At 66.4% G+C, this 26,318-nt stretch carries 24 protein-coding genes; 3 read left to right on the top strand and 21 right to left on the bottom strand.

Annotation, left to right across the window (positions count from 1 at the left end; genetic code table 11):
* Positions 1 to 15 precede the first annotated feature (15 nt).
* A complete protein-coding gene (locus MRS60_RS27330; RefSeq protein WP_243565940.1) occupies positions 16 to 690 on the bottom strand; it encodes a histidine phosphatase family protein in 675 nt (224 codons plus the stop codon).
* Between the two features lie 194 nt (positions 691 to 884).
* On the opposite strand from MRS60_RS27330, the gene MRS60_RS27325 reads away from it, so the two are divergent.
* Entirely contained in the window at positions 885 to 1,040 is a 156-nt protein-coding gene (locus tag MRS60_RS27325) for a DUF3309 family protein (RefSeq protein WP_072438058.1), read from the top strand.
* A gap of 129 nt (positions 1,041 to 1,169) precedes the next feature.
* On the opposite strand, the gene MRS60_RS27320 is transcribed toward MRS60_RS27325, so the two are convergent.
* The 19 genes from MRS60_RS27320 to MRS60_RS27230 all read right to left on the bottom strand — a co-directional run bounded on the left by MRS60_RS27320 (position 1,170) and on the right by MRS60_RS27230 (position 23,135).
* Positions 1,170 to 2,459 (bottom strand): acyl-CoA dehydrogenase family protein, encoded by a 1,290-nt coding sequence (locus MRS60_RS27320; protein WP_243565939.1) that lies wholly within the window; start codon positions 2,457 to 2,459, stop codon positions 1,170 to 1,172.
* A 171-nt stretch (positions 2,460 to 2,630) separates the two neighbouring features.
* Positions 2,631 to 3,308 carry a TetR/AcrR family transcriptional regulator gene (locus MRS60_RS27315; RefSeq protein ID WP_217588968.1) on the bottom strand — a complete coding sequence of 226 codons (678 nt, stop codon included), beginning with the start codon at positions 3,306 to 3,308 and terminating at the stop codon, positions 2,631 to 2,633.
* 167 nt (positions 3,309 to 3,475) lie between these two features.
* A complete protein-coding gene (locus tag MRS60_RS27310) occupies positions 3,476 to 4,951 on the bottom strand; it encodes an NAD(P)/FAD-dependent oxidoreductase (protein ID WP_243565938.1) in 1,476 nt (491 codons plus the stop codon).
* 11 nt (positions 4,952 to 4,962) lie between these two features.
* The gene (locus MRS60_RS27305) at positions 4,963 to 6,204 is read right to left on the bottom strand and encodes a thiolase family protein (protein ID WP_243565937.1); all 1,242 of its coding nucleotides are present in this window, start codon (positions 6,202 to 6,204) and stop codon (positions 4,963 to 4,965) included.
* 25 nt (positions 6,205 to 6,229) lie between these two features.
* The gene (locus MRS60_RS27300; RefSeq protein ID WP_243565936.1) at positions 6,230 to 7,783 is read right to left on the bottom strand and encodes an AMP-binding protein; all 1,554 of its coding nucleotides are present in this window, start codon (positions 7,781 to 7,783) and stop codon (positions 6,230 to 6,232) included.
* 42 nt (positions 7,784 to 7,825) lie between these two features.
* Complete coding sequence (locus MRS60_RS27295; RefSeq protein WP_131948191.1) at positions 7,826 to 8,959, bottom strand: saccharopine dehydrogenase family protein; 1,134 nt, start codon at positions 8,957 to 8,959, stop codon at positions 7,826 to 7,828.
* 176 nt (positions 8,960 to 9,135) lie between these two features.
* Positions 9,136 to 9,816, bottom strand: coding sequence for a c-type cytochrome (locus MRS60_RS27290; RefSeq protein ID WP_131948192.1), 681 nt, complete (start codon positions 9,814 to 9,816; stop codon positions 9,136 to 9,138).
* Positions 9,817 to 11,295, bottom strand: a complete 1,479-nt coding sequence (locus tag MRS60_RS27285) for a flavin monoamine oxidase family protein (RefSeq protein WP_131948193.1) — start codon at positions 11,293 to 11,295, stop codon at positions 9,817 to 9,819.
* A 42-nt stretch (positions 11,296 to 11,337) separates the two neighbouring features.
* A complete protein-coding gene (locus MRS60_RS27280; RefSeq protein ID WP_243565935.1) occupies positions 11,338 to 12,306 on the bottom strand; it encodes a WD40/YVTN/BNR-like repeat-containing protein in 969 nt (322 codons plus the stop codon).
* A gap of 31 nt (positions 12,307 to 12,337) precedes the next feature.
* Positions 12,338 to 12,622, bottom strand: a complete 285-nt coding sequence (locus MRS60_RS27275) for a hypothetical protein (RefSeq protein ID WP_131948195.1) — start codon at positions 12,620 to 12,622, stop codon at positions 12,338 to 12,340.
* A 31-nt stretch (positions 12,623 to 12,653) separates the two neighbouring features.
* Positions 12,654 to 15,014 carry an efflux RND transporter permease subunit gene (locus MRS60_RS27270; protein ID WP_217588461.1) on the bottom strand — a complete coding sequence of 787 codons (2,361 nt, stop codon included), beginning with the start codon at positions 15,012 to 15,014 and terminating at the stop codon, positions 12,654 to 12,656.
* 68 nt (positions 15,015 to 15,082) lie between these two features.
* Positions 15,083 to 16,927 carry a DUF1302 domain-containing protein gene (locus tag MRS60_RS27265; RefSeq protein ID WP_243565934.1) on the bottom strand — a complete coding sequence of 615 codons (1,845 nt, stop codon included), beginning with the start codon at positions 16,925 to 16,927 and terminating at the stop codon, positions 15,083 to 15,085.
* Between the two features lie 78 nt (positions 16,928 to 17,005).
* Positions 17,006 to 18,370: a DUF1329 domain-containing protein gene (locus MRS60_RS27260; RefSeq protein WP_243565933.1), complete on the bottom strand. Its 1,365-nt coding sequence runs from the start codon at positions 18,368 to 18,370 to the stop codon at positions 17,006 to 17,008.
* Positions 18,371 to 18,599: 229 nt separating this feature from the next.
* Entirely contained in the window at positions 18,600 to 19,013 is a 414-nt protein-coding gene (locus tag MRS60_RS27255; RefSeq protein ID WP_047901979.1) for a RidA family protein, read from the bottom strand.
* 17 nt (positions 19,014 to 19,030) lie between these two features.
* Positions 19,031 to 19,864, bottom strand: coding sequence for a phytanoyl-CoA dioxygenase family protein (locus MRS60_RS27250; protein WP_243565932.1), 834 nt, complete (start codon positions 19,862 to 19,864; stop codon positions 19,031 to 19,033).
* Between the two features lie 88 nt (positions 19,865 to 19,952).
* On the bottom strand, positions 19,953 to 20,246 hold the full coding sequence (locus MRS60_RS27245) for a hypothetical protein (protein WP_131948200.1): 294 nt from the start codon (positions 20,244 to 20,246) through the stop codon (positions 19,953 to 19,955).
* Positions 20,247 to 20,267: 21 nt separating this feature from the next.
* The gene (locus tag MRS60_RS27240; RefSeq protein ID WP_131948201.1) at positions 20,268 to 20,945 is read right to left on the bottom strand and encodes a hypothetical protein; all 678 of its coding nucleotides are present in this window, start codon (positions 20,943 to 20,945) and stop codon (positions 20,268 to 20,270) included.
* Between the two features lie 35 nt (positions 20,946 to 20,980).
* Positions 20,981 to 21,640: a c-type cytochrome gene (locus MRS60_RS27235; protein ID WP_243565931.1), complete on the bottom strand. Its 660-nt coding sequence runs from the start codon at positions 21,638 to 21,640 to the stop codon at positions 20,981 to 20,983.
* A gap of 10 nt (positions 21,641 to 21,650) precedes the next feature.
* Positions 21,651 to 23,135, bottom strand: a complete 1,485-nt coding sequence (locus MRS60_RS27230) for a flavin monoamine oxidase family protein (protein ID WP_243565930.1) — start codon at positions 23,133 to 23,135, stop codon at positions 21,651 to 21,653.
* Positions 23,136 to 23,575: 440 nt separating this feature from the next.
* On the opposite strand from MRS60_RS27230, the gene MRS60_RS27225 reads away from it, so the two are divergent.
* The gene (locus tag MRS60_RS27225) at positions 23,576 to 24,313 is read left to right on the top strand and encodes a response regulator (protein ID WP_217588415.1); all 738 of its coding nucleotides are present in this window, start codon (positions 23,576 to 23,578) and stop codon (positions 24,311 to 24,313) included.
* Entirely contained in the window at positions 24,310 to 25,395 is a 1,086-nt protein-coding gene (locus MRS60_RS27220) for an ATP-binding protein (protein ID WP_243565929.1), read from the top strand. The genes MRS60_RS27225 and MRS60_RS27220 overlap by 4 nt, the downstream gene beginning before the upstream one ends.
* 49 nt (positions 25,396 to 25,444) lie before the next feature.
* Here the strand turns inward: MRS60_RS27220 and MRS60_RS27215 are convergent, their stop codons facing one another.
* On the bottom strand, positions 25,445 to 26,131 hold the full coding sequence (locus MRS60_RS27215) for a hypothetical protein (protein WP_217588405.1): 687 nt from the start codon (positions 26,129 to 26,131) through the stop codon (positions 25,445 to 25,447).
* Between the last annotated feature and the right edge of the window lie 187 nt (positions 26,132 to 26,318).

Below are 26,318 nucleotides of genomic sequence, written 5' to 3'. Positions count from 1 at the left end.
GCGATCATTCGTGGGTCAGCCGTAGGTTCGCAGCGCGAGTCGTTCGGGATCCTCCAGATGCGGGATGCCGTTGAACGACGCGAGGTGGAACGCATCGGCGTTGAAGAAAAACTGCGAAAGACTGCTGTTGCGGATCTGCAGGTTCAGCGCGATCGCGCTCGACGGCGGTGCCGCGAGCACCTGCTGCACGGTGACCGCGATCGGGCCGCCGGAGCTCACCGCGAGCACGCGCTGGCCGCCGCCGTGGCGGATCGCGGCGCGCGCATCGGCGACGCGCTGCTGGAACTGCGCCCAGGTCTCGGGGGCCGCATCGCCGAGCTTGTCCTCGGACCAAAGTTGCAGCACCTGCCGGAGCGCACGGAAATATTCCTTCATCGATCCGTCTGCGCGCCGCGCGATCTCCGGATAGTCGCCGGCGGCCGCCGCGAACAGCCCGTGGAAATCGTATTCGTTCAGGCCCGGATGACGGTCGTACGGCACACCTTCGCGGCCCATCCCGCGCCGGATCGCGTCGACCGTCTGCGCGTGGCGGTTCAGCGTGCCGCAGATCACGCGGTCGAACCCCAAGCCCTGCCGCGCGAAGTATTCGCCGAGCCAGACGCCCTGCTGCTCGCCGGCCGCGGAAAGCCGGTCGTAGTCGTCGGTGCCGAACGACGCCTGCCCGTGCCGTACCAGAAAGAGTTCAGCCATCGCATGCCTGCCGGATCAGAAGGATTCAGCATAGCGAGCGGGGGTGCATTTTTGAAATTTATTTTCTGAATCGACCAGTATTCATTTCATGAATTCAACCGCCCCGGCCTGACTCGTTCGTGAGACGCCGCCCGGCGGCACGCAAATTGCGGCGCCAACCGCCGTCAAGTCGACAACGTTCCAGGAGGGATGCGATGCTCGGTACCATCCTTATCGTCATACTGATTTTGTTGCTCATCGGAGCATTTCCTACATGGCCGCACAGCCGAAGCTGGGGCTACTGGCCATCGAGCACGGTCGGGCTGATCGTCGTCATCGTCGTCGTGCTGGTGCTGCTGGGTCAAATCTGACGTCCGGCGGCGCCGGTCGTGCTGCCGGGAAGCCTGTTCGGGGCCGGTTACGCCGGCCGCGTGAATCCGGATCAGCACTTCGCCGCGCCCCGGCGGTGTCCTGCCGGGAGCGCGGCCGCATGGCGCCGCTTACTCGCGCGTCCAGCCGTTCTGATAGAGCTGCCCGGCCAGCACACCGAGGCGCAACGCAAGCACGTAGTTCTCGCCGTCCTCGATCAGCGCCGAACGCACGTCGCGGAACAGCTTCTCGATCGGGAACTCGCGCGTGGTGCCGTTGCCGCCGAACAGCTGGAACGCCTCGTGCGTGATCTTCATCGCTTCCTCGGTCACGCTCACCTTGGCCTGCGCGGTTGCATACGGATGGCTCTGCGGCGACAGGCGCGAGAACGCGAGGCTGCGGCGCGCGATCGCACGCGCCATCTCCAGCCGGCGCAGCATCTCGCCGATGCGCAGGTGCGTCATCTGGTGATCCATCAGCAGCGCGCCGCCCTGCTTGCGCTCGTGGCAATACGCGAGCGCCAGTTCGAACGCGGCGCGCGCCGCGCCGACGAACACCTGGCACATGTGCGTGCCGGCGTACGACCACGTCGAAGCGAGGTTGCCGAGATAGTCGTCCTTCAGCGCGACCGCGAAGCGCTTCGGCACCTTCACGTTGTCGAAATAGATCTCGCCCTGCGGCAGCGCGCGCTGGCCGATCTTGTCGAGCGGCTTGCCGCGCGACACGCCCGGCAGATCGAGCGGCAGGATCATCGCGATGCCGTTCGTGAATGCGCTGCGCTCGCCTTCGCCGTAGAACCCGTCGCCGTAGTCGGCCGCCATGTATGCGAGCGCGACCTGCGCGACCGACCCGTTCGAGATCCACGCCGAGCTTTGCCCGTTGATCACGATTTCATCGGCGCCGACCTTCGCGGACACGTTGCCCACCGGCTGCCTGCCGTTCGCGCTGAGTTCCTGCCGATACAGTATGGCCGCGTCCGACCCGCGATCGGGCTGCGTGTTCATCCAGCAGCCGACCTTGCCAGCGCACATCTCGATCAGTTCCTGATTGCCGACCGTCTGCGCCATCATCAGCGGCATCGTCGCGGCGCCGATCGATACGGCGAGGCCCGAATCGCCCCAGCCGAGTTCCTCGCCGATCAGCGACTCGATGCGCACGGCCGTCTCTGGCGGAAACTGCGCGATCAGTTGCGGATCGAGCCCGAGCTTCGCACTCTCGACGATCGCGGCCCAGTACGGCGAGCCGGGTGCGATCACCTCCTCCGGCGTCATCCGGTCGAGCTCGCGGCCGATCGGCCGCAGCACGTCGCGCGCAAAGCGGTGAACCGTGTGCTGGATTGCGCTTTCCTCTTCGCTCAGCGGCGTCTCGAAGCCGGTCAAGCCGACCAGCGGCAGCGCCGCGGACTTGTTCAGACGAATCATCTCCGTTCTCCTCCTGGACTCGAATCATGTCGACCAGGCAGCGGACGCGCCCGGCCATCCCACATCTAGTAATACATACCAAACATAGGTCATCATGACAAAGACAGGGAGCAAAAAAAAGACAGGGTATTCCCCTGTCTGCTCCTGCGTGGCGGCTGTGAGGTCCGGCCGCTATTTGCCGGCGGGCACCGCTAACGTGCCATAGGCGAGCGCGCGAGACGTCGCCGCGAAATACGCGTCGAGCGCCTGCGTGTGCCGCCCGGTGCCGTACTGCATCGCGAGGCCGTCCGCCAGCGCGATGAGCATCGTCGCCGCATGCCGGCTGTCGGCCGCGCTGAATGCGGGATTGACGGTGCGCAGCAGTTGCGCGAGATCACGCGTCAGCGTCGCATACCATTCGTCGTAAAGCTTGAAGCACTCGGGATCGGTCGCCGCGAACGACAGGAAGTGCCGGAACAGTGCGTTGTACTTGGCATCCTTCGCATCTCGGATCGAGCGCTCCACGATCTCCTCGAACACGTCGCGCGGCGACGCGTCGCTGCTGAGCGCGCGCTTCATGTCGTCCAGGTACGTATCGATGACCGGCTCGATGACGGCCCGCAATACGGCGATCCGGGTCGGGAAGTAGTACTGCAGATTACTGACGCTGATGCCTGCCGCCGCGGCAACCGCGCGCTGCGAGAATTCCAGCGGGCCGCCTTCCAGCAGCAGCTTCCGCGCGACACGAATAATCGTGTTGCGGGTGCGCAGGCCTTGCGCCCGCAAACCGTCCGGGTTGCTTGCCGCTGCGGTGGTGGCAGTCGAAGTGCGCCGCTTTTTGCCGCTGCGCTGCTCGTTGGGCACTGTCATCGTGTTCGTCGTGAAGGTGGCGTTTCGGCTTCGTCGAATTGACGCTCCGTACCTTACGGAGCGCCAACGACTATACCCGATGCGAGCCTCATTTTCCATCGAGCCGCCCGTCGGCGGGGCAGTCCGGCCGGATGCACGTTTCAGCGTCGTGACGATCGCTTGCGCCGCTACATCTTCCGCGCCTTGCGGTTCACGCGCTCGTCGAGCAGGTTCGCGACGCCGAGCATCGCATTCATCGCGCACCATCGCAGCGGCTCCGGCGGCACCGATGGCGTCTTGTGCGTCAGCGCCTCGAGCAGCGGCGATTGCTCGCCCTGGATCCGCTCGGCCAGCACGCGCCCGATCAGCGACTGCGTGCCCACGCCATGCCCCGAGCATCCGGCCGTATAAAACACGTTCCCGTGCTTGCCGGCCGCGCCGACCACCGGCAACGCGTCGCCGGCGAACGAGATATAGCCGCTCCAGCACGCGCGCACCGGCACGTTGCCCAGTTGCGGAAAGCGCGCGTGCAGCGCCTTCACGAGCGCGCGATACGCGTCGTCGTCCGGCACGTTCGGCGTCTGCGAACCGTAGACGTAATGCAGCCGCTTGGTCGTCAGCAGCAGCGTGTTGCGGGCGGTGAGGCGATGGCTCTCCATCGTCAGGTGCGACGTGACGATGCCCTCGCGACGCGGCCAGCCGAGCGCCGCGAGTTGCGCATCGGACAGCGGCTCGGTTTCGAGCGCCGACACGCGCAACGGCATCACCTTGTCGCCGAGCAGGCCGAGCTGCGGCGTGTAGGCGTTGGTGGCGAGCACCAGCACCGGCGCACTCGCGCTGCCGCGTGCCGTGCGCACGCGCACCGTCTCGCCTTCGTCGAAATCGAGCAGCGCGGTGTTCTCGTAGAGCTTCACGCCGGCCGCGAGCGCGGCGCGCCGCAACCCCGTCACGTACTTGCCGGGATCGAGCGTGCCGCCGCCCGGCACATACGCGCCGAACAGGAAGGCCGGCGGAATCCCGCGCGCGCGCATCGCCGCGCCGTCGAGAAACTGCGCGGGCGAGCCGAGTTCGATGCCGGTTTCCATGCTCTCGCGCAAACGCTTCTCCTGCGACGGATGCACGCCCGCGCGGATGATGCCCGACGCACGGTAGTCGCAGTCGATCGCATATTCGGTGAGCTTGCGCTCGACGTAGGCCACGCCTTCGTCGTAAAAGCCGACGATCTGCTTTGCCTGTTCGCGCCCGACGCGCTTGAGAAACAGCTCGTATTCGAGCCCCTGGCCACCGGCGAGATAACCGGCGTTGCGCCCGCTCGCGCCGAAGCCCGCGAACTCGCGTTCGAGCACGACGACGCTCGCGCCGCGCGCGGCCAGTTCCAGTGCGGTGGACAGGCCGGCAAAACCGGCGCCGACGACGATCACGTCCGCGCGGACGTCGCCTTCGAGCTGCGGCTGCGCATCATCCGGCGCCTCGATCCATCCGCCGACGGGACGATACTTCTGCAACGCGGCGTCGGCCCGGATTTCCTCGCCCCAGCGCGCCAGCGGCCCGGCCGCGTCCGCGCCCACTGCCTGCATCGACGCCGCCGCGCCGACGCCGTCCGGCGCGCGCCGCGCCGCCTGCCCTGCCCGCCCGAGCGCCATCGCGCCATGTGCGTCGCTCATGTCCGCCTCCGTCAGTCCCTGCTGAGAATGTGAATCGCCAGCGCTGCTTCCTCGACGCCCTGCAATCCGCCGCCGTTTTCCTGGATCGCATGGCGCGCGCCCTGCACCTGGCGCCCGCCCGCCTCGCCGCGCAACTGCGTGACCAGCTCGTACAGCTGCCCGATGCCGGTCGCGCCGAGCGGATGGCCCTTCGATTCGAGGCCGCCCGACGTGTTGATCGGGATCCGCCCGCCGAGCGTGAATTCGCCCCGCTCGGCAGCCGGGCCGCCTTCGCCGAACGGCACGAAGCCGAGGTTCTCGGCCTGGATGATTTCGCCCATCGCAGACGCGTCGTGCACTTCGGCGACGTCCATGTCCTCCGGCCCCACGCCGGCCTGCTCGTAGGCCTGCAGCGCGGCAAGCCGGCCGATGTGCTTGTGCGGCTCGTCGATGCGCCGACGCGTGAAGCTGCGCAGCACGCTCGCGGCGATCCGGATGCAGCGGCTGCGATCGGCGCCGATGCGCTCCAGCCCTTCGTCGGTGCAGAGGATCGCGGCCGCCGCGCCGTCCGACAGCGGTGCGCACATCGGCAGCGTGATCGGGTACGTGATCGGCGCCGCCGCGAGCACCTCGTCGATCGTGAACGGCTGGCGGAACTGCGAATACGGGTTGTGCACCGAATGCCCGTGGTTCTTCGATGACACGGCGGCGATCTGCCGCTGCGTCGTGCCGTACGTGCGCATGTGATGCCGGCACAGCGCCGCGTAGATCTTCATGAAGCGGCTATACGGGCGGTCGGATTCGGAGCCGGGCGGCGACTCGATCCCTTCGCCGAGCTGCGCGAGCATCGCGAAGTTTTCGTCGATGCGCGACACGTCCCAGCCCGCCTCGAACAGCGCGAAGGATTTCGCCTTGTCCGCGACGTTCATCTTTTCCGCGCCGAGCGCGAGCGCGACGTCGCACGCGCCCGACTGAAGCTGTCGCACGGCCAGGTGCACGGCCGTACTGCCGGACGCGCATGCATTCTCGACGTTGAACACCGGAATGCCTTCGAGGCCGATCTTGCTGAACACGACCTGACCAGGAATCGACAACTGCCCCTGCAGCGGGCCGTTGGTGATGCCGGCGTAGAACGCAGCGCGAATCGCATCGGCATGGCAGCCCGCGTCGCGCAACGCACGCTGCAGCGCCTCGCGCGCCAGGTCGTCGAGGCTACGGTCGAGGTGCCGGCCGAACACGGTCATCGAAATGCCGGCGATGTAGATGTTGCTCATCGTCTGGAATCCATATTAAATGGGCTCATATCCTGCGCTGCTGGCCCTGCCAGTACTGTTCGCGCAGGTCCTTCTTCAGCACCTTGCCGGCCGTGCTGCGCGGCAGCGCGACGACGAAGTCCACGCTCTTCGGCGCCTTCACCGAGCCGAGTTTCTCCTTGCACAGCGCGACGAGCTCGTCCGCGCTCACGTGCTGGCCGGCATTGAGTTCGACGACGGCCTTCACGGCCTCGCCCCACTTGTCGTCGGGCACGCCGATCACCGCGCAGTCCTGCACCGCCGGATGTGCCCAGATCACCTGCTCGACCTCGCTCGGATAGACGTTGAAGCCGCCGCTGATGATCATGTCCTTCTTGCGGTCGGTGATGTGCAGATAGCCTTCCGTATCGAGATGACCGATGTCGCCGGTGTGCAGCCAGCCGTCGACGATCGTCTCGGCCGTCTTGTCCCGCGCGTTGTAGTACCCCTTCATCACGAGATCGCCGCGCACGCAGATCTCGCCGGTCTCGCCCTGCTTCAGCACGTCGCCGCGATCGTCGACGATCTCGACGCGCACCAGCGGATTCGGGCGGCCAACCGACGACAGCCGCTCGTCCGGTGCGAGCCGGCCGTCGACGAAGTGCTCGGCCGGCGTCAGGTACGAGATCGACGCGGGGGCTTCGGTCTGCCCGTAGCCGCCCGTCATCACCGGCCCGAATACATCGATCGCGCGCTTGAGCTTCTCGACCGACATCGGCGCCGCGCCATACAGGAAGTAGCGCAACGACGAAAAATCGACGTTGTCGATGCCCGGGATGTCGAGCAGCCGGTAGATGACGGTCGGCGGCAGGAAGAACTCGGTCACGCGGTGCTTCACGATCGCGCCGAGCAGCAGCGCGGGGTCGGGCTTCGGCAGCACGACCACCGTGCCGCCACGCGCGGTGCATGGCAGCGACAACATGCCCGCCGTGTGCGTCATCGGCGCCGCGGCGAGATTCACCGGCAGCTCGGCGCCGTACGTCATCGCAATCATGAATTGCGCGAAATACGTCTGCAGCGAGCGGTGCGTGTTCATCACGCCCTTCGGCGCACCGGTTGTGCCACCGGTGGCCGACAACGCGACGACGTCGTCCATCGCGTATTCGACGGCCGGCAGCGTCGCCGGCTGGCGCCCGCTCCAAGTGGCCAGCGACGGCGCCCACGACAGGTCGGCGTCGAGGCACACCCACAGCCGGATCTTCGGCAGGCTCGGCCGCAGCGCGTCGATCGCGGACGCGAACGCCTGGTGGAAGAACAGCACTTCGCAGTCGAACGCATCGAGCACGTACTGGTTCTCCGCAGGCGCATTGCGCCCGTTCACCGGAATGTACGCGAGCCCGGCCCGCCACATCCCGAGCGCGCAGCTCCAGCCGATCACGTCGTTGTCCGCCCACACAGCCGCCTTCGTCTCCTTCGCGAAGCCGGCGGCAAGAAGTCCGTTGGCGATGCGGCACGACAGCTCGCCGATCTCCTGGAACGTATAGCTGCGGTCGCCCTGGATATAGGCAATGCCGTCGGGATTGATGCGCCACCCGCGGTCGTAGAAATCGATAATGGCCATTTCACAGGTTCCGTTGAGTCTGTACCGGTAATGCGGCGGCCGTCACAGTTGCGTGACCGTGGCGCGCGCGAGCCCGCGCTGCTCGAGGAAGCCGAGCAGGTAGCGATGGCCGAACGCCTTCGAACCCGATGCGAAGCCGACCTTCGCGGTATCGCCGTCCAGGAGCTTGATGGCGCCCGCTGCATGCAATGCACCGGTTGCGATGTACGGCGTGATGCCATGCAACGTCGCGCGGACTGCGTTAAGGTGGCCACGACCGATCGCGAAGTCGACCGTGCGATGAAGCGACGTACGCTCGCGCGGTGGCATCGACGGCGTCGTCGAATCCACGATCTGCTTCAGCACTGCGTCCTGCTGTTCGCGCGGCAAGTGCTTGTACTCCGCATCCCATTTCTGGCCGAGCGCATGCACCATCTGCATCGCGTTGTTATCGTAGAAACCGACGGACGAGATACAGCTGCGCACACGCGCGTCATGCTCGAAGTACACCGGCAGGGACGTGCCGCCCCACGGCAGCGAGAACACCGGCTGAATGAAATCCGGGGAGACGATGCTGAACGAAGCGTGCTGTTCGTGCGGCACCAGCTGCTTTTCCCACAGATAGCAGGCTTCCTGTCGATACCCTTCGAAGATGGTTGCCGTCGAACCGACACTTACGCCGGCGCCTGCGCCCCGCGGGCCGCGCGTAAGCGTTGCGGTTTCCAGCGCATCGATGCCCGGCGTCTCGAGTGCCAGCTCCGCGGCAATTTCCGCGAACGAGTACATGTACGCAACCGAAGGGGACAGCAGCAGCCCTGCCTGCCGATACAGTTCGCCGAACTGTTCGCGGACCTGGCGGATATAGTGCTGTTCGCCCGTGGTGTCGAGGTAATGACAACCCGCCTTGAGCGCTGCTTCGACAGACACCAAACCGAAATTGAAGAACGGTCCGACCGTGTTGCATACGACCTTTGCGCCACGGAATGCGTTGACGAGCGAATCGACGCTGTGATCCGCTTCGATGATCTCGAAGTTCGCCGATTCGAGGCGCACGACGCGCTGCGCCATCATTTCCTTCGTGCGGCCCGCGTTGCGCGCGACCGCGGTGAACGGGATGTTCTGGTCGATCAGCCAGTCCATGATCAACATGCCGGTGTAACCGCTTGCGCCATAAACGACGACGGGGTGCTTAGCCATGGTTGTCTCCTGAAACGTACGTTGTTCAAAATCGATTCGGCCGAACGCCGGGTACTGCCGCTTCACATCCGGGGGGTGTTTCTTTTATAGAACACATTACCAATCTTAGGTCACTATGACAAAGTAAACGGCAAAGAAAAAGGCAGGGTATTCCCGGTCCTGTCGCGCGGCCGGCATCATCGGGCCGCACCGTCGGCACTGCCCGGCGACAGGCCGGCCAGATAGTGCGCAACTGCGCGCGTGTCGTCGCCCGACAGTGTCGCGGCGACGCCATTCATCACGCCGCCCGGATCGTGGCGCTGGCCCGATCGGAACGCCGCGAGCTGCGCCTCCAGGTAAAGCTGCCCCTGGCCCGCGAGACGCGGTGCCTGGTCCCTGCCCGTCAGCGCCGCGCCGTGGCATGCCCGGCAGCTTCTGGCCTCCACCAGCGCCATCCCGCGCTTGTCGAGCGCGGCGTCGGCCGGCACCGTCTCGTTACGCGCCGACGCCTGCCGTGCGAAATAGGTCGCCAGCGCGTCGATCTTCGCGTCGTCGAGTTCGCGCGCGAGCGGCCCCATATACGCGTTGCCGCGCCGGTCGCTCGCGAACGCTCGCAGTTGTGCGGCGAGATACGTGGCCGGCTGCCCGGACAGCGACGGATACCACGCGTTCTGCGACTGGCCGTGCACGCCGTGGCAGAAGAAGCACGTCTCCTGCGGCTGCGGCCACGCGCCGCCATTGGTTTTGTCCGCGCCGCCGATCGCGGCCATCGCCTTCTGGTAACGCATGCCGTCGACGAGGTCGGGCCCGAACAGCACGCCTGCCGCCACCACACCGGCTACCGCAAGCGCGGCGCCGATCGTCAGTGTTCGTTTCATTCAGGCCTCCCTGCCGCGGCCGGCCAGTTTGCCGAGCGCCTGCAGCGCCGCGCGATGCCCGGAGCGCACCGCACCGTCCATCGCGCCTGGCCAGAGGTCGGCCGTCTCGGTGCCCGACCAGATCAGCCGGCCGACCTCCGGACGCAGGAACTTGCCCCACCTCGTCCAGAAGCCGGGCGGCAGCGGATGAATGCACTGCAGCGTCCATGGATCGACGCGGCCCCAGTCGTAGTCGTGAAACTGCGTCGGATGCAGCGCCTTGTCGCCGAGCGCGCGAGCAAAGATCGCCGACAGCGTCCGCTCGGCGCCCTTCGGGTCCGTCGGCAGCGCGCCCGGCGCGACGAATGCGGCGAGCACGCCGACCGAACCGTCCGGCGGCGAGTTGTCGTACGCCATGAAGACCGGGCCGCCGACCTCGAAGATCTGCCCGTTGTAGCCGTCGTCGCGCCAGAACGGACGCTCGTACACATGCACGGTCTTGCGCATCGGCGCGTTGGCCGGCCAGTTCCGGTGCAACTGCGCGCGGCCGTCCGGCAGCGGCGGATCGAACACGATCTGGTTGCACAGCGCCGGATTGAGCGCGACGATCACGCGCCGCGCGCGGATCGTGCCGCGATCGGTCCGCACGTCGACCACCTCGCGATCCCATCCCGAGATCTTGCGCACCGGGCAGGACAGCTGCACCTTCGCGCCTAGTTCGTTCGCCATCCTGACGCTCAATACCTGTGAGCCGCCGACGAAGCGCGTTTCCTGCGCGCCGCCCTTGATCGATTCGAGTTTCGCGTAATCGCAGTCGGCACTGTTGATCATCGACAGGTAATGCAGCAACCCGAGCTGCGCCGGTGCACCGCCGAGCGACAGCTTGGCCGCGACGCCGAGGAAGTATCCGTCCTCGTAGGTCACGCCCTGCTTGAGCAGCCAGTCGCCGTAGGTCAGCTTGTCGAGTTCCGCCGCATGCCGTGCGGTCCAGGGCTCGCGGGACGGCACGCCGCGCGCGAGCGCGCCGAGCTTCGTGCCGATCGCGTCGTCGCCGCCCGAGCCGCCGTGAAGATCCTGCGCGACGCGCGCGTCGCCGGCCAGCACGACCGTCTTGCCCGCGTACCAGGTCGGGAACGTATTGACGCCGAGTTCGCGCGCGAGATCGGCGATCGCCGTTTGCCCGGGGCCGATCCACTGGCCGCCGGCTTCGGACACGACGCCGTGCCCGAGGTCGTGGTTGAAAGTCCGGCCGCCGACGCGATCCCGCGCCTCGACAACGACGAACGATTCGCAACCGGCACGCTTCAGGTCGCGCGCGGCGGTCAACCCGGCGAGCCCGGCGCCGATGATGACGACATCGAACACGCCGCGCTCCGCCGAAGCCGACGCCGTGCTTTCCGCGAACGACATCTCTCCGGCCGCGAGCGACGCGGCGCCCACGGCCGCGACGCGCAGTACCTGTCGCCGGGTCTGCGGGTCCGGCTTGTGCTTGCGATTCATCTTGAGTGCTCCATCCTTCCAGGCCTTTTTAGTGGATTCAACTCACGGCGCAGCCAGCACGCCGTCCTGCGAAAACAGGATCGGCTTGCCGCGCGCATCGATCAGCGTCGCGGTGAGCGTCGCGCGATCTGCGCGCTGCGCGACGTCGAACGGGCCGCCTGCGACGCGCTGCGCGAGCGTCAGCCCGTCGAGCCCGACGCCGACCAGCCCGCCGCCGGTCGCGACGAGATCGGTGATCGAGCTGCGCGTGCCGGATTTCAGCGCGGCCCACGTCGCGCCGCCGTCGTGACTTTCGAAAAGGCTGCCAAGCAACCCGCCGACCACGATTCGGCCATCGGGCATCGCGACGCCCGACCACAACGTGCCCTTGCCGCCGGTCGGCAGATAGGTCCAGTTCGCACCGCCGTCGGCCGACTTGAGCACCATCCCCTGTTCGGACACGATGTAAAGCGCCTGCGCAGCGTCGGCGAACACGTGATAGAGATTGCGGTCGGCCTTGCCGCCGCCCGGTGGCTTCGGCAGCGTCGTGCGCGCCCACGTCTTGCCGCCGTCGTGCGTCTGCAGCATCAGCGACCACAGGCCGACGGCAATGCCGTCCCGCGCGTTCGTGAACAGCACCGAGAACAGCGGTTGGTCGACCGACGTATCGAGCCGCTGCGTGACCCACGTGTCGCCGCCGTCGTCGGTCGCGAGAATCCCGCCCCACTGGCCGACGGCCCAGCCGTGCTTCGCATCCGCGAACGACACGGCCGACAGCGTCGCCGCTACCGGCACGCGTTGCGCCTGCCGCCAGGTCTTGCCGTCGTCGTCGGACAGCAGCACGATGCCGTGCTCGCCGACCGCGACGATCCGCGATCCGGCGCGCGCCGCATCCATCAGCATCCGGTGCGTCGGCGCGGCCCAGGCATGCGCGGGCTTCGCGGCCCAGGCCGCAACCGTTCCGTCCTGCGGTTGCGCGAAGGCCGCCGCGGCGGCGCAGAGCGCGGTACAGGCAACGAGCGTCTTGATCATGGAAGAACCTCCGTAGTGGTATGCGCTGGCATCAGTGGCTGAACAGCACCGACCAGCCGGCATGCGCGACGCCGAGCGCGACGACGGCGGGCTTGTCGGCACCCTGCGCGGCCGCCGACTGAGGTCCGGCGTCGCCGTCGTTTGCCGACGGGGCCATAGCCGGTTCGTCGACCGCGACGTGGCGCACACCGACGCGTTGCGCGTCGGTCGCGAACGTGCGGGCCGGCGCGGGTTGTTGCGCAACCGTTTCATGGAAGCGTGCGAAGCCTGTCGCCACGAGGCAAAGTGCGCCGCAAACAGCAAAGGTCTTGACCATGACTGGATCTCCGTCGGGACGTGCGTCTACTTCAGTGGCTGAACAGGCCTGGTGCGCGGGCCGGCTTGCGGCGCGGGAACCAGCGTTCGAGCAGCGACGCGAGCGCGGGCAGCGCGGTCATCGCCATCACCAGATTCACGATGAACATGAATGCGAGCAGCTTGCCCATGTCGGCCTGGAACTTGAGCGCCGAGAAGCTCCACGTCGCGACGCCGATCGCCAGCGTGATCGCGGTGAAGATCGTGGCCACGCCCACTTCGAGCATCGCGTGCTGCACGGCCTTCACGATGTCCTGCCCGCCCGCGAGATGCACCTGCAGCCGGTTGTAGATGTAGAACGCGTAATCGACACCGATGCCGACCGCCAGCACCATCACCGGCAACGTCGCAACCGTCAGCCCGATCTGCAACTCCTTCATGAACCAGTAGCCGATGAAGGTCGCGACCGACAGCGGCACGCAGCACGCGAGCATCGCGCGCCAGTCGCGGTAGGCGAGGAACACGAGCACCAGGATCGCCGCATACACGTAGAGCATCATCGGCAGCTCGCTCTTCTCGACTTCGTCGTTCGTCGCGGCGAGCACGCCCGCGTTGCCCGCGGCCAGCCGCACCGTGATGCCCGGGAACGGATGCGACGCGCGGTATTGCTTCACGTCGTCGAGGATGCGGTTGATCGTCGTCGCCTTGTGATCGGTCAGGAACAGATGCACGGCCGTCATCCCGCAGTCGCGGCTCATGAAGCCCTTCAAGCGCGACACGTCGACCGACACCGCGCCGTAGTTCTCGGCAGCGATCGGCACAACGTTCATCTTCGGGAAATCCTCGTTGTAGCCCTGGTTGTACGCGCGCAGCATCGCCGAGTACGATTGCACCGACACGACGCCCGGCTCGGTCTTCATCGCGGCCGAAAAGTCGTCCTCGTACAGGCCGACCGCCGGGTTGTCGCACGCGTGGCCGGTCGATTCGATCGCCACCGTCAGCCAGTCGAGGCCCATGTCGTAGTTGCCGGCAATCGACGTCGCGTCGCGGTTGAATCGCGCGTCCGCACGCAGTTCCGGCGCGCCCGGCTGCAGCGTGCCGATCACGCGATCGCGGCTTTGCCATGCGGCGAGCGCGAAGATCGCCACCGTCAGCGCGACGGTGATGCCCGCGTACTTCGGCTCCGCCACGCGGGCGAGCACGCGCAGCGGCTTCGCACGCTGCTGCGCGCGCTTCAGCGAATTGTCCGCATAGGTTTTCGTGAAGTTGAAGCACGATGCCGCGACGGGCAGCAGGATCAGGTTCGTCACGATCTTGTACGCGACGCCGAGCGACGCGGTAATCGCCAGCTCGCGCACCATCGGGATCGGGATCAGCAGCAGCGTGATGAACGACACGAACGCGGTGATCAGCGCGAGCACGCCGGGGATCAAGAGGCCGCTGAAGCTGTGGCGCGCCGCATCGAACGAACTCTGCCCGTGCGCGATCTCGCGGACGATGAAGTTCACCTGCTGCACGCCATGCGACACGCCGATCGCGAACACGAGGAACGGCACGAGCACCGCGAGCGGATCGAGGCCGAAGCCGAGCAGCTTCAACGTGCCGAACTGCCACACGAGCGACGTGAGCGAGCACGCGACCAGCAGCACCGTGAAGCGCACCGAATGGCAGTACCAGTACACCGCGAGCGTGGTCAGCAGCAGCGCGACCGCGCAGAAGCCGAGCACGGCCGTCGCGCCGTCGGCGATATCGCCGATCTGCTTCGCGAAACCGATGATCTGGATCTCGTAGCCGGCATCCTCGAACGGCTTGCGGATCTTGTCTTCGAGCAGGTGATTGAACGCCACGTAGTCGAGCACCTTGCCGGCGCTGTCCCGCTCGTTCAGCTCGGCCGTGATCATCGCGCTCTCCTCGCCGTGCGACACGAGCGTGCCGACGTAGCCGCCGAGCGTCGTCGCGCGGCGCACGCGCGCCACGATGTCGGACGTCAACTGGTCGGGCGTGACCGTGCCCGGAATGATCGGCTCCGCGCGAAACCCTTCGTCGGTCACTTCGTTGACGAACGCGTTCGGCGTCCACAACGAACGAACGCCGATCCGGTCGACGTTCGGCAGGTACGTGACGGCCTGCGTGACGTCGTACAGCCGCGTCAGCCCCTGCTTCGACCAGATCGAGCCGTGCTTCGCGCGCACGACCACCGTGATCCGGTTCGCGCCGAGCAGGTCGTTCCGGTATTGCTGGAACGTGCGGATGTACTCGTGCCCGATCGGCATCTGCTTTTCGAAACCGGCATCCATGCGCAGTTGCACGGCGAACACGGCCATCGCGACGGTGAACAACGCGATCGCCGCGAGCACGATCGCGCGGTGACCGAAGAAAAGCCTTTCCAGGCGACTGACCAGACGATTGAGCACGACGTTACCCCTTCATGTATTCCGGTGGCGTACGCCACCTGCCACCTGCCGCTTGCCACCCGCCGCCGTCAGAAATTCCGCGTGACGAACAAGCCGACGAAATTGCGGTCCGCGTAAGGCTGGCCCACCGTGTTGTGGCCGCCCCAGAACGAAGTGAAGTTGATGCCGGCCTGCCAGTTCGGCGGGTTCTGGTTGAACAGCACGTAGACGTTCACCGACTTCGCGCCCTGCATGTAATTCGCGGTGAAGGTCGGCGTGTAGCCGTACAGGCCGGTGCTGAACGTCACGCCAGGCGTGACCTGCCAGCCGGGGATCAGCGAGCCGTCGTAGGTCCAGTTGAAGTCGATCGTCGCGCCCACCGAGCTCGAGGTGCCCTGGCCCATCCCGATCGGATAGCCGGCCGCCGACCCGTTGTTCAGCCACGGCAGGTAGCCGGCCTGAGGTACCTGCGTGACGGTCTGGCCGTCGATCGTGCGCGTGACGCCGCTGGATTTCAGGCCCGGGTAGTAGATCCACGTCAGTTCCCAGGTCAGCGCGGCCGAATCGGCGCCGAGCAGCTTCAGGAACGGGTATTCGCTGCGCGTCAGCGCAAGCAACCCGTTGATGTCGTACTGGAATTTCTTCTTGTCGGCCCATTGCTGGCAGTTGATGCCCGCCACGCCGTTCGTGTTCAGGTCGAGCGGGCCGCCTGCGCCGTAGCAGCTCGACAGCGCGACCGCGTCGCGCGGCCGGTACGACAGCTCGGTGCCGATCGCCCACGGGCCGAGCCCGAAGTTCGCGCTGACGCCGAACAGTTGCCGCCGGCCGAGATATGACCATTGCACGGTCCCGTTCGCGAGCGACGCGAGCACCGGCGACTTGTCCGTGTAGTTCAGGTAGTAGAACGCGAAATTCGCGTCGAACGAGCGCGGCGAGTAGTTGAACTTCACGCCGAACTGCGGCCGGTATTTCGCCGGCAGGTTCGTCGTGCTCGGCAGGCCGATGTCGTTGAACGGCGGCCCTGCGTACGTGCCGTTCACGAGCCCGTTCTTGATCGCGTTGAGCGTGTCCTGGTTGCCGGCGGCGCCCGGCCCGCCGATCGCGTTGGCGATCGTGCCCGCGCTCGGGCCGGTCACGTTCAGGTTGTTCGTGTTGATCGTGAACGGCTCGGCACCGCGGCCGAAGCCGTTCGTCACCGACCAGTACGAACCGACCGGCGGGTAGCGATTGCCGTTCCACTGGAACTGGTAATACGCCTCGGTGCTGAACCCGTGCGACAGGTCGGCAGCGAAGCTCGCCATCGGCGCCGGCAGCAGCGCCTGCTTGAGCTGCGAGCCCGGAATCAGCAGCTTCTGCACGTCGATCGAGTTGGTTGCGTTGATGCCGCTCTGCGCGAACATGCTCTCGCCCCAGTTGATCACCTGGTTGCCGAGCCGCACGTGCGCGTTGCGCCCGCCGATCGTGAAATCCTTCTGCGCCCACAGGTCGAGCAGTTGCGCGTTGTACACCACCTGCGCGGCCGCGGTGCTCGACAACGGCGTGCGGTTCGTGTTCTTGGCCATGAAGTCGTACATGCCCGTGCCGCGCACCATGAACTTCAGCCCTTCGCTCGGCATCTTCAGCAGCAGCTCGCTGGTCGCGCTGATGTAGGTGCTGAACGGCTGGCCCTTGCGGTAGTTCAGGTCACCGTTGTCCGCGTAGCCCCACTGGTTGGTGTTCGCGCCCGCGCCGCAGCCGAAGGCGTTCGGGTCGCCGGTGAGCGAGCAACTCGGGTTTTTGGTGCGAATACCGGCGCCGGCCGTCAGGTTCGACACCAACGAGCCCTGCAGTGCCCCGCCTCCCATCGTGAAATCGTACGCATAGGCGCTCGACGTCGCAGCCCCCGCCATTGCAATCGATACCGTAGCATTCCTTACTAATCTTGCCGATTCCATGATCCACCTCCGCCCCTGTTCGATGCCGGCGCACGATCGTTGCGCGCGCCGGTCCTTGTATCCGTCAGCCGGTGACCGTCACCGTTCGCTGACCGAGCGCAGCGATTCCGCCGTGTAGAAATCCGACTTGAAGCGCGGATCGTCGGCCTGACCGAACCAGCGAATGTCCTTGCCCTGGCCGATCGACGACGCATCGAACACATAGCGGCCGTTGATCATGTCGTACTGCGCGAGCGGTTCGTTGTCGCAGGTGCCGCCGAGCTCCCATACCGGAATCGGGTAGCTTTCCCGCACCTTCCACAACTTGCCCTGCGCGTCGTAGTCCTCGCCGACGAGCGCGAGCCAACTGTCTTCGTCGAGATAGAACACCTTCTTCGACGCGACGTGCCGCGCGCTCGGCTTCAGCGTCGCCTCGACCGCCCACACGCGATGCGTCTCGTAACGGCGGTTCGCAGCGGCGAGGCCGTCGGGTGTCGCGACGTCGTGCAGCTTGCTCTTAAACTTGTACATGCCGAACGCGTTGTACGGGACGATCATTTCCTTCTTGCCGACCAGCTTCCAGTTGAACCGGTCGAGCGAGCCGTTGAACATGTTCGCCTCGTCGATCAGGTACTGGTTCTCGAACCCGATCAACGGTGCGTCGTGCGTATAGGCCGGCATGCGTCGCACGCGCCGCTGGCCCGGGAAGTAGTAGTAGGTTTCCGAGTCCTTGTTGAAGTACTGCCGCTGGACGAAGGCCTGCCCGGCGAGCGCGGCGGGCGAATTCATCTGGAAGTAGACGGCCGCGCTCAACTGGTCGACATCCTGCGGCGAGCGCTTGCCGAGCTTGGCGGACGGAAAGTAGAACGTCTGCGGGCCGACCGCGTCGATCCAGTCGCTGCCGCCCGGACGCGGCGAAATGGCCGTGGCGACCTGCGCCCATTCGACGCCTTCGCCGCGATAGCGCATCTCGTAGTTCAGGATCGCTTCCACGCCGCTCTTCGGCTGCGGGAACGGCACGCCCGGCAACGCGGCCGATGCGAGGTTCTCGCCGGTCGAATCCAGCTTCGCGGCAGTGAGGTTCGCCTTCGAGTTCTGCTCGGCGACGTCCGGCAGTTGACATTCGCGATGGGACGGGTAGACGTCCATCCGGTAGCCCTTCTTCTGCTTGATCAGCGCGACCTGCCCGGGCGACAGCTTGTCCGCATACTTGTCGACGTTCGCGGCATCGATCGAGTAGAGCGGTTTCTCGTTGCGGTGCTTCCAGAAATCGGCGCGCACCTTGCCCCACTCCCAGCCCGCATCGGGCGATTGCTTACCGGCATAGGCCGGCACCGCGCCGTCCTTGCTCGCCGTTCGATCGGCGCCGGCCGGTGTCAGGTCGTCCGCCGCGACGGCCGTGCCGATCGCGAGACATGCAGCGGCCGCGATCGCGGACACGGCCCAGAAACTATGCTTCTTCATCACGGTTCTCCTTCCCACTCCGCCTTCGTTCGCCCGTCGTGGGCGAAACGCGTTCACTCCGACCGCTATCGTCGACCGACGATTGCGTCGCTCCTTGATCGCGGCCGGCCGGGGGTCCGGCCGGCCGACTGCCGATTGCATTGCCTTCTTCGATTCGCTCGTGCCTTTCCTTCAGGACTGCGATTCATATGGAACGCGAACCCGTCCTGAAATTCGTCGCTGCCGCCCGTCAGTCCTTGCCGGAACCGGCCACCGCTACCGCGCGGACCTCCACGCACAGGCCCGGCAGCGCCAGTTGCGTCACGCCGACCGCGGTCCAGGACGGATAGCGGTTCGGGAAATACTCGTCCTTGACTGCCGCAAAGCCCTCGGTCTCGCGCTGCAGATCCGTATGAAATGTCGTCAATTCGACGACGTCGGCGAGGCTCGCGCCTGCCTCCTCGAGGATCATCTTCAGGCACTCGAACGCGATCCGCGCCTGCGCCTGCACGCCGTCCGCCGGCTGCATCTGCGCGTCGAGGCCGACCTGACCCGAGACCCAGATCGTGTCGCCGACACGCGTCGCCGGCGAGAAGTGGTACGCGTCGTACCACGGCTGGAATGCGGGCGGAACGATCGATTGCCGCTTGGGGGTAGCTGCCATGATGAAAATCTCCTGGCTCAGACGAGTTGACGGAAACATGGTGCCCGGAACGGATCGCCTGCCTTCAACGCGGCGAGTTCCTCGACGAACAGCACGCCGGCGGGCGTGAAGCCCGAGCGGCTGTCATCGGGCAGCGGGCTGAACACCGCGTCGTCGCCGAAGAAGCGCAGCACCAGCGTGTGGCGATCGGGGAAATCCGCATCGACCGCGCCACCGCCGTGCAGCACGCCCGGATGGAGCAGCAGCACGTCGCCCGGCTTCGTTTCCCACGAGACGATGTCGTACGCACCCGGCGCCGCGCGGCGTTCGGCTTCGATGTTCGGCAGGCGCGGCCACACGTCGCCGCCATGGAGCGGGTCGGTCGGGTCGTCGGCATTCTGGAACGTGGTGCCGTCGTGGCGCACGCCGTGATGCGAACCGCGTACGATCTCCAGCGCATTGCGCTTCGGCACGGCCTCGAAGCTGATCCATGCGTTGCCGAAGTGCATCCCCTGCCATGGCAGGTACGACGTGTCCTGGTGCCACGGCGAGCGCGCGCTCTTGCCGCCGCCCTTCATGAACAGCTCCTCCGCGAAGTACCACACGTGCTTCGAGCCCCACAGGTCGGCGAACAACTGCCCGAACGGCAGCGTGCCGACGAGTTCGTCGAGCCGTGCCTTCGCATACGGGTTCGCGTTGTCGTTGTGCGACTTGTACTCGGTGCCGTCGAGCAGCGTCGTCGCCATCGGGCCCGGGTTCTCCATCCCCCAGTCGAACACCGCGCGGCATTGCGCCAGTTGTTCGTCGTTGAGCACGCCTTCGACGAGAACCGCACCATCCTCGAAGAAAGCCCTGCGTTTGGCTGCATCCATCGTAGATCTCCTGATTCGTCCAACGATAGCCGGCGATCAACCTCGATTGCCGACCTTTTCAGTAGAACATGGTGACAATGTTAGGTCATCATGACAAAAATAAAATAAAGAAATAGACGGGGTATTCCCTGTTTTGTCTGCATGATTGAACGAGCATCGCGACGGGCTGCCGGCCCGTCATGACAATCGGCTTTCGGCCTTCATACAAGCTTGCGACGAAGCGCGGCCGGCACTTCGTCGCGACTTCGTCCGCGCGCGCGGCCGCATGCCTCTTCTCCGCGAAGATCGCACGCGGCGCCACTGCGCCCGAGTCAGGCGGGTCGCTTCCGTCGGCACGCTCCGCCACCGCCTCGGCCAGCCGATTCCGATTCGTGAATCCCAACCAGTTTTTCAGTACAGCTACTCATTTCGGATACGACAAGACGCCCGCACCGTCACGGCTTCGCCCCTGCTCCGGCTCCAGCGCGCAATACGCGTAATAGATCACGACCGTGAAGTACGACCACGTGAGCAACGCGAGTACGTAGAAGTTGAACACGACATTGGTCTCGTCGCCCGGTATCTTGTAGAAGTCGTAGATGCACGCGATCGCCAGCGACGCGGCGAGCGCGACGAGCGTCGTCAGCGCATGAAACGCGTGCCCGGCGCGCAGCAGCCGCATCACGAAGCCGGCGAGATAGATCGCGAGCAACGTCCACATCGTCACGTAGAAATACGGCAGCGGGCCTTTCAGGAAATCGGCCGTTACCAGCGCGATCGTTCCGACGGTCGCGAGCACGAACAGCAGCACGTCCTGCCACACCGACGGCCGGTAGCCGTGCGTGACGGTCATCAGGCCCGCGACGGCGATGACCGGCATCCCGAACCCCCGCGAGAATGCATCGAGAAAGTGCGAAATGGCGTACGACACCGGGGATTCCGTCGCGAAAAAGATCAGCGCATTGGTCGCGGAGATCGTGACGATCCACCATTCGAAGCCGAGCAGGAAGTTGCGCTTGCGGACGAACTTGAAGCCGTACACGCCAGTCGTCGTCGCAAGCGTCGCGCTGGCAAGACAAAGAGCAAGTGATCTGTGATCCATGGTGAGAACTCCCGAGGTCGATTGCTTTCGATGATTCACTGTTTGCCGGGGCCGACACTCGCGAGATAGGTCGCGACCGCCGCGCGATCGTCCGCCGACAGCGCCTGCGCGACGCGCTGCATCGTGCCCGTGGCCTCGCTGCGCGAGCCGTTCGCGAACGCGTCGAGCTGCGCGAGCAGGTAGTCGTAGCCCTGCCCGGCCAGACGCGGAAACTGCGCCTGCCCCGTCAGCCGCGCGCCGTGGCAGGCCGCACACGCGCCGCCCGTCACCAGTTGCTCGCCCTTCGCGCGCAGTCGTGCATCCGGTTTGAAATAGCGGTTGTCCGCCGGCGCCTGTTTCGCGTAGTAACCGGCCAGATGGGCGATCTCCGCTTCGCTCATGGTCATCGCGAGCGGGCCCATCGTCGGGTTCGCCCGTTGCCCGCTCGCGAACGCGCGCAGCTGCGCGGCGACGTATTGGGCCGGCTGGCCGGCGAGGCTCGGATATGCCTGGCTGAGCGACGTGCCCTTCACGCCGTGGCAGCCCATGCACGCGTCGGTCACGCGCGGCCACGGGCCGCCGTCGGCGTCGTCGGCTTGCGCCGTCGTATCGATATGGTGCTGCAGGCGATAGAAGCCGAGCAGCGCAGGGCCGTAGAGGGCCAGCAGCGCGCCCGCCACCACGAGCACCGCGAGAAGCAGCATGCGTTTCTTCATCTCCGCTCTCCTATGCGCGACGCAGTGCGTTGAGCGCCTGAAGCGCGCTTTGGTGACCGGAGCGAACGGCGCCGTCCATATAGCCGGCCCAGATGTTCGCGGTCTCGGTGCCCGACCAGATCAGGTTGCCGCACGGCGCGCGCAACGCTTCGCCGTGCGCGCTCCAGAAGCCGGGCGGGATTGCCGATACGCACGTGAGCGTCCACGGGTCGGCGAGCCCCCAGTCGCGATCGTGGTACGACACCGGCGCGCGCGCGTCGTCGCCCCATGCCTGCGCGTACAGATCCATGTGCATCTGTTTCGCGGCCTGCGGGTCCGACGGCACCAGCGCATTCCGGACGAACGCGTTGATCACGCCGATTTCGCCGCCCGGCGGCGAATTGTCATAAGCCCAGAAGATCGGCCCGTCGGTCTGGAAAAGGTGGCCGTTCAAGCCCTTGTCGCGCCAGAACGGGCGGCGGTAGACCATCGCCGTCTTGCGCGCCGGCGAATGGGCCGGCCACGCACGCTGCAGCGCGCTGCGCTTTTCCGGCAGCGGCGGGTCGAACTGCACCTGGTGGCACAGCGCCGGGTGGAGCGCCATCACGACCTGTTTCGCGCGCACCGTGCCGCGATCGGTCTGCAACGTGACGACGTCGCGATCCCAGCCGACGATCCGGCGCACCGGCGACGACAGGCGCACCTTGTCGCCCAGTTGCTGCGCCATCCGGGTGCTGAGGATCTGCGAGCCGCCGACGAAACGGGTTTCCTGCGCGCTGTGCTTGATCGAGTCGAGCTGCGCGTAATCGCAATCGGCGGAATTGATCATCGACAGGAAATGCAGCAGCCCCATCTTCGCCGGCGCGACGCCGCCCGACAGCGAGATCGACGCGTTCCAGCCCATCCGGTCTTCGGGTTTGATGCCCTGCTGCGCGAGCCAGTCGCCGACCGACAGCCGGTCGAGTTCGCCGGCCTTCGGCGACGTCCACGGCGTGGCCGACGGCACGTCGCGCGACAGCCTGCTGAGCTTCGCCGCGACGGCCTCGTCGGTGCCGAACGTGCCCTGCAGGTCGATCTCGGCGCGCCCGTCGCCGCCGAGAATGACCGTCTTGCCTGCGTAATAACTCGGGAACGTGCCGACTTCCAGCTCGCGGGCGAGATCCGCAACAGCCGTCTGGCCCGGGCCGATCCACTGGCCGCCGACTTCCGTCACATAGCCTCCACCCACGTCGTAATTGAGCGTGCGGCCGCCCACGCGATCGCGCGCCTCGAGCACGACGAAGGATTCGCAGCCCGCGTAGCGCAGATCGCGCGCGGCCGTCAGGCCGGCAAGCCCGGCGCCGACGATCGCGACATCGAGCACGTCGCCGTCGTTGCCGGCGGCAGGCACCGCATCGGCCTTCGCCCGCACCGTGCCGAGCGCAAGCCCGCCCGCCGCGACGGACGCGCCCGCGACCTTGAGCCACTGCCTGCGCCGCATGTCGGCCGACCCGCTGGTGGATGACTTCCTGGACATGATGTGTTGGTTACCGCCTGCAAATGGCGCGAGCGGCGGCCGCCTCGGCGGCACGCGGCCATCGCTCGCGCGGGATCTGACGACTGGATGCGACCTCGTTCCGCTTCACCTGCCGCCGGCCCGCCCACCTCGATTCCGGTGTGCGATCCAGTTCGCATTCCTGCCTGTACGCGTGCCGTATTTCCTTGTATCGATAAGGATTTGCCGGCCCCCTGAATTAGTAAATGTTGCAAAAGTTAGGTCATGATACATAAAACAAGATTGAAAAAAAAAGACAGGGTATTCCCCTGTCGCGATGCGAATCGTGCCGATTCTGAAAGGTCTGTGAAAGACGGCGCGCACGATGCGGATCGGTGGCGCCCGATGTCTACGTTCGATGGAACAGCCCGTGCGGTAGTATGGCGGCTCGACGGAACCCCGATGGATCTGAACGAGTGGCCATGCCCGATATTTCTTCATCTTCCGGCGCCGGCCAGGGCGCCCAGGCGCTCGTCCTCATCGCCGAGGACGAACCCGAGATCGCCGAGATCCTGATCGCCTATTTCGCGCGCAGCGGCCTGCGCACCGTACACGCCACCGACGGCCGCCGCGCGCTCGAACTCCACCTGTCGCTCAAGCCCGACCTCGTGCTGCTCGACGTGCAGATGCCGCACGTCGACGGCTGGAAGGTGCTCGCCGAGATCCGCCATCGCGGCGACACGCCCGTCATCATGCTGACCGCGCTCGACCAGGACATCGACAAGCTGACCGGGCTGCGCATCGGCGCCGACGACTACGTGGTCAAGCCGTTCAATCCCGCCGAAGTCGTTGCGCGCGCGCAGGCCGTGCTGCGCCGTTCGATGGCCGGCTCGCGCCACGAGGAACAGCGCGTGCTGCGCGCCGCGCCGTTCGAGATCGATCTCGAACACCACGAAGCGACGGTCGAGGTCGGCAGCACACGGCACACGCTCGTGCTGACGCTCACCGAATTCAAGCTGCTCGCGCAGCTCGCGCGCGCGCCGCGGCGCGTGTTCAGCCGCGCCGAGCTGATGGCCACCTGCCTGCCGGAAGGCGATGCGCTGGAGCGCACGGTCGACAGCCACGTCAGCAAGCTGCGCAAGAAACTCGACGATCTCGGTGTCGCGGGCGTGCCCGTGAGCGTGCGCGGCGTCGGCTACAAGCTGTGGAGCGGAGATTGAAACTCGACGGGCTGAGCCGCCAGATCGCGCTGGCGATGGGCGCGATCGCGTTCGGCGTCACGCTGCTGGTCGTCGTGACGGCCTACGCGTTTTACTACGTTCTGTACACCTACTGGCCGGACGATTTCAAGCAGACGGGCTGGTTCCCGACCGGGCCGGAGTGGGTGTGGATCACTTCGACCGCGCTGGTCGGTCTCGTGATCTCGATCATCGTTGCGGTCAACCTGTCGCGGCGCATCCTCGTGCCGCTGAATTCGGTGACGGACGGCATCCGCCGCGTCGCGCGCGGCGATCTCGGCGCGCGCGCCGTCGCCGGCGACCGCTCGCTGCACGAAGCCGCGCGGCTCGCCGACAATTTCAACGCGCTCGCGAGCGAACTGCAGCGCGTGACCGACGAGCAGACGTTCTGGAATGCCGCGATCGCGCACGAACTGCGCACGCCCGTCACCGTGCTGCGCGGGCGGCTGCAAGGGCTCGCCGAAGGCGTGTTCACGCCGAGTGAAGCGCTCTACCGCAGCCTGCTCGCACAGGTCGAAGGGTTGACGCGGCTGATCGAGGATCTGCGCGTGGTCAGCCTCGCCGATAGCGGCCACCTGAGCATCGAGATTCGCGAAACCGATCTTGCCGCCGACGTGCGCGCCGTGGTCGACGTGTTCGCACACGCGCTGCAGGCCGCCGGCCAGCAGCCGGTGCTCGATCTCGACCCGCGGCGCATGTGCTGCGACCCGGTCCGCCTCCGCCAGGCGCTGCTGGCACTGCTGGAGAATGCGCGCCGCCATGCGGTGCCCGGCGCGATCCGGATCCAGACGCGCATCGAACACGGGATGTGCCGGCTGCGTGTCGAAGACGACGGCCCCGGCATCCCGGCCGATTTCGCGCCGCACGTGTTCAAGGCATTCAGGCGCGTCGACGAGTCGCAGCCCGGCGGCACCGGCCTCGGGCTCGCCGTCGTCGCGGCGATCGCGCATGCGCACCACGGCGAGGCGATCTGCGTGCCGACGGGCGCCGGCGGCACGCGGTTCGAGGTGCAGTGGCCCGACAACCTCGTGCCGGCGCCCGACAGCGAGCGGTTCCCGGCTTAGGGCCTGTTCCGGCCAATAACGGGCTTGCGCCGGCGCCGCGTTCCCGCGATCACGCGCGCGGTTCGCGCCCGACCTGTTCGAGCGGCGGGCTGAACCCGAGCACCGTGTACTCCGTCACGGACACCGTCCCCTTCCCGGCCGCGCCCTGCACCACCACCGCGCGCACGGCGCCGGCCCGGTCGAATTTCAGCTGCGTGCCGACGGTCGCGTTGCGCAGCGCCTCCAGTTCCTCGATCCGCGCAATCGCCAGCTTGCGCACCGCGCCGGACACGTACACCGGCAGGAACACCAGCGCGATGAAGATCGACACCGCGTCCTTCGACACGCTGTCGAGCATCGGCTGGCCCGACATCACGAGCGACAGCGACGTTGCCGCGACGAAGATCGCAAGCACGGTTGCGCCCACTCCGAGCGACGAGAACCGTTCGGCCGCCTTCTTCATGCGCGCCTTCACGAGTGCGCGCGCGGCCGCGGACGTCACCAGCCATTCGCGCTGCGCGCCGAAGAACCCGGCGATGCCGAGGAACAGCGTCGCAACCGCGCTGACGACGATGCCGCTGTACAGCGCGTCGAACATCACGCAGACGAATTCGAGCACGAACACGATGACCAGCGGAACCAGCAGCAGACGGAACGAATAGCCGCCGCGACCGTGCCCCTGGATCCACCATTTCACCGGCGACAGCTGCCAGAATCGGCTCTCCCGGTGTAGCGAAAGTTCTTCGTTGTCCGTCAATGTCTCACCCGTGGAGTTCCGTTGCGCCACCAGCACTGCGTTACCCGCGCCCGACCGAAATACAAATGAATACCTCAGGTTATCGATTGATCCCAAAGATTCATTAGACGGTGCCTCCGCCGCCGCGCGATGCTGGCCCCGCCAGTGAACGCGGTGTCATTGCAACGCCGCGCACGCGAATGGAGTG

This window comes from Burkholderia pyrrocinia (assembly GCF_022809715.1).
In the GTDB taxonomy this organism is placed as follows: Bacteria; Pseudomonadota; Gammaproteobacteria; order Burkholderiales; family Burkholderiaceae; genus Burkholderia; species Burkholderia pyrrocinia_C.
The sequence above is the reverse complement of the archived record's forward strand: the minus strand, read 5'-3'. Positions and strand labels throughout refer to the sequence as shown.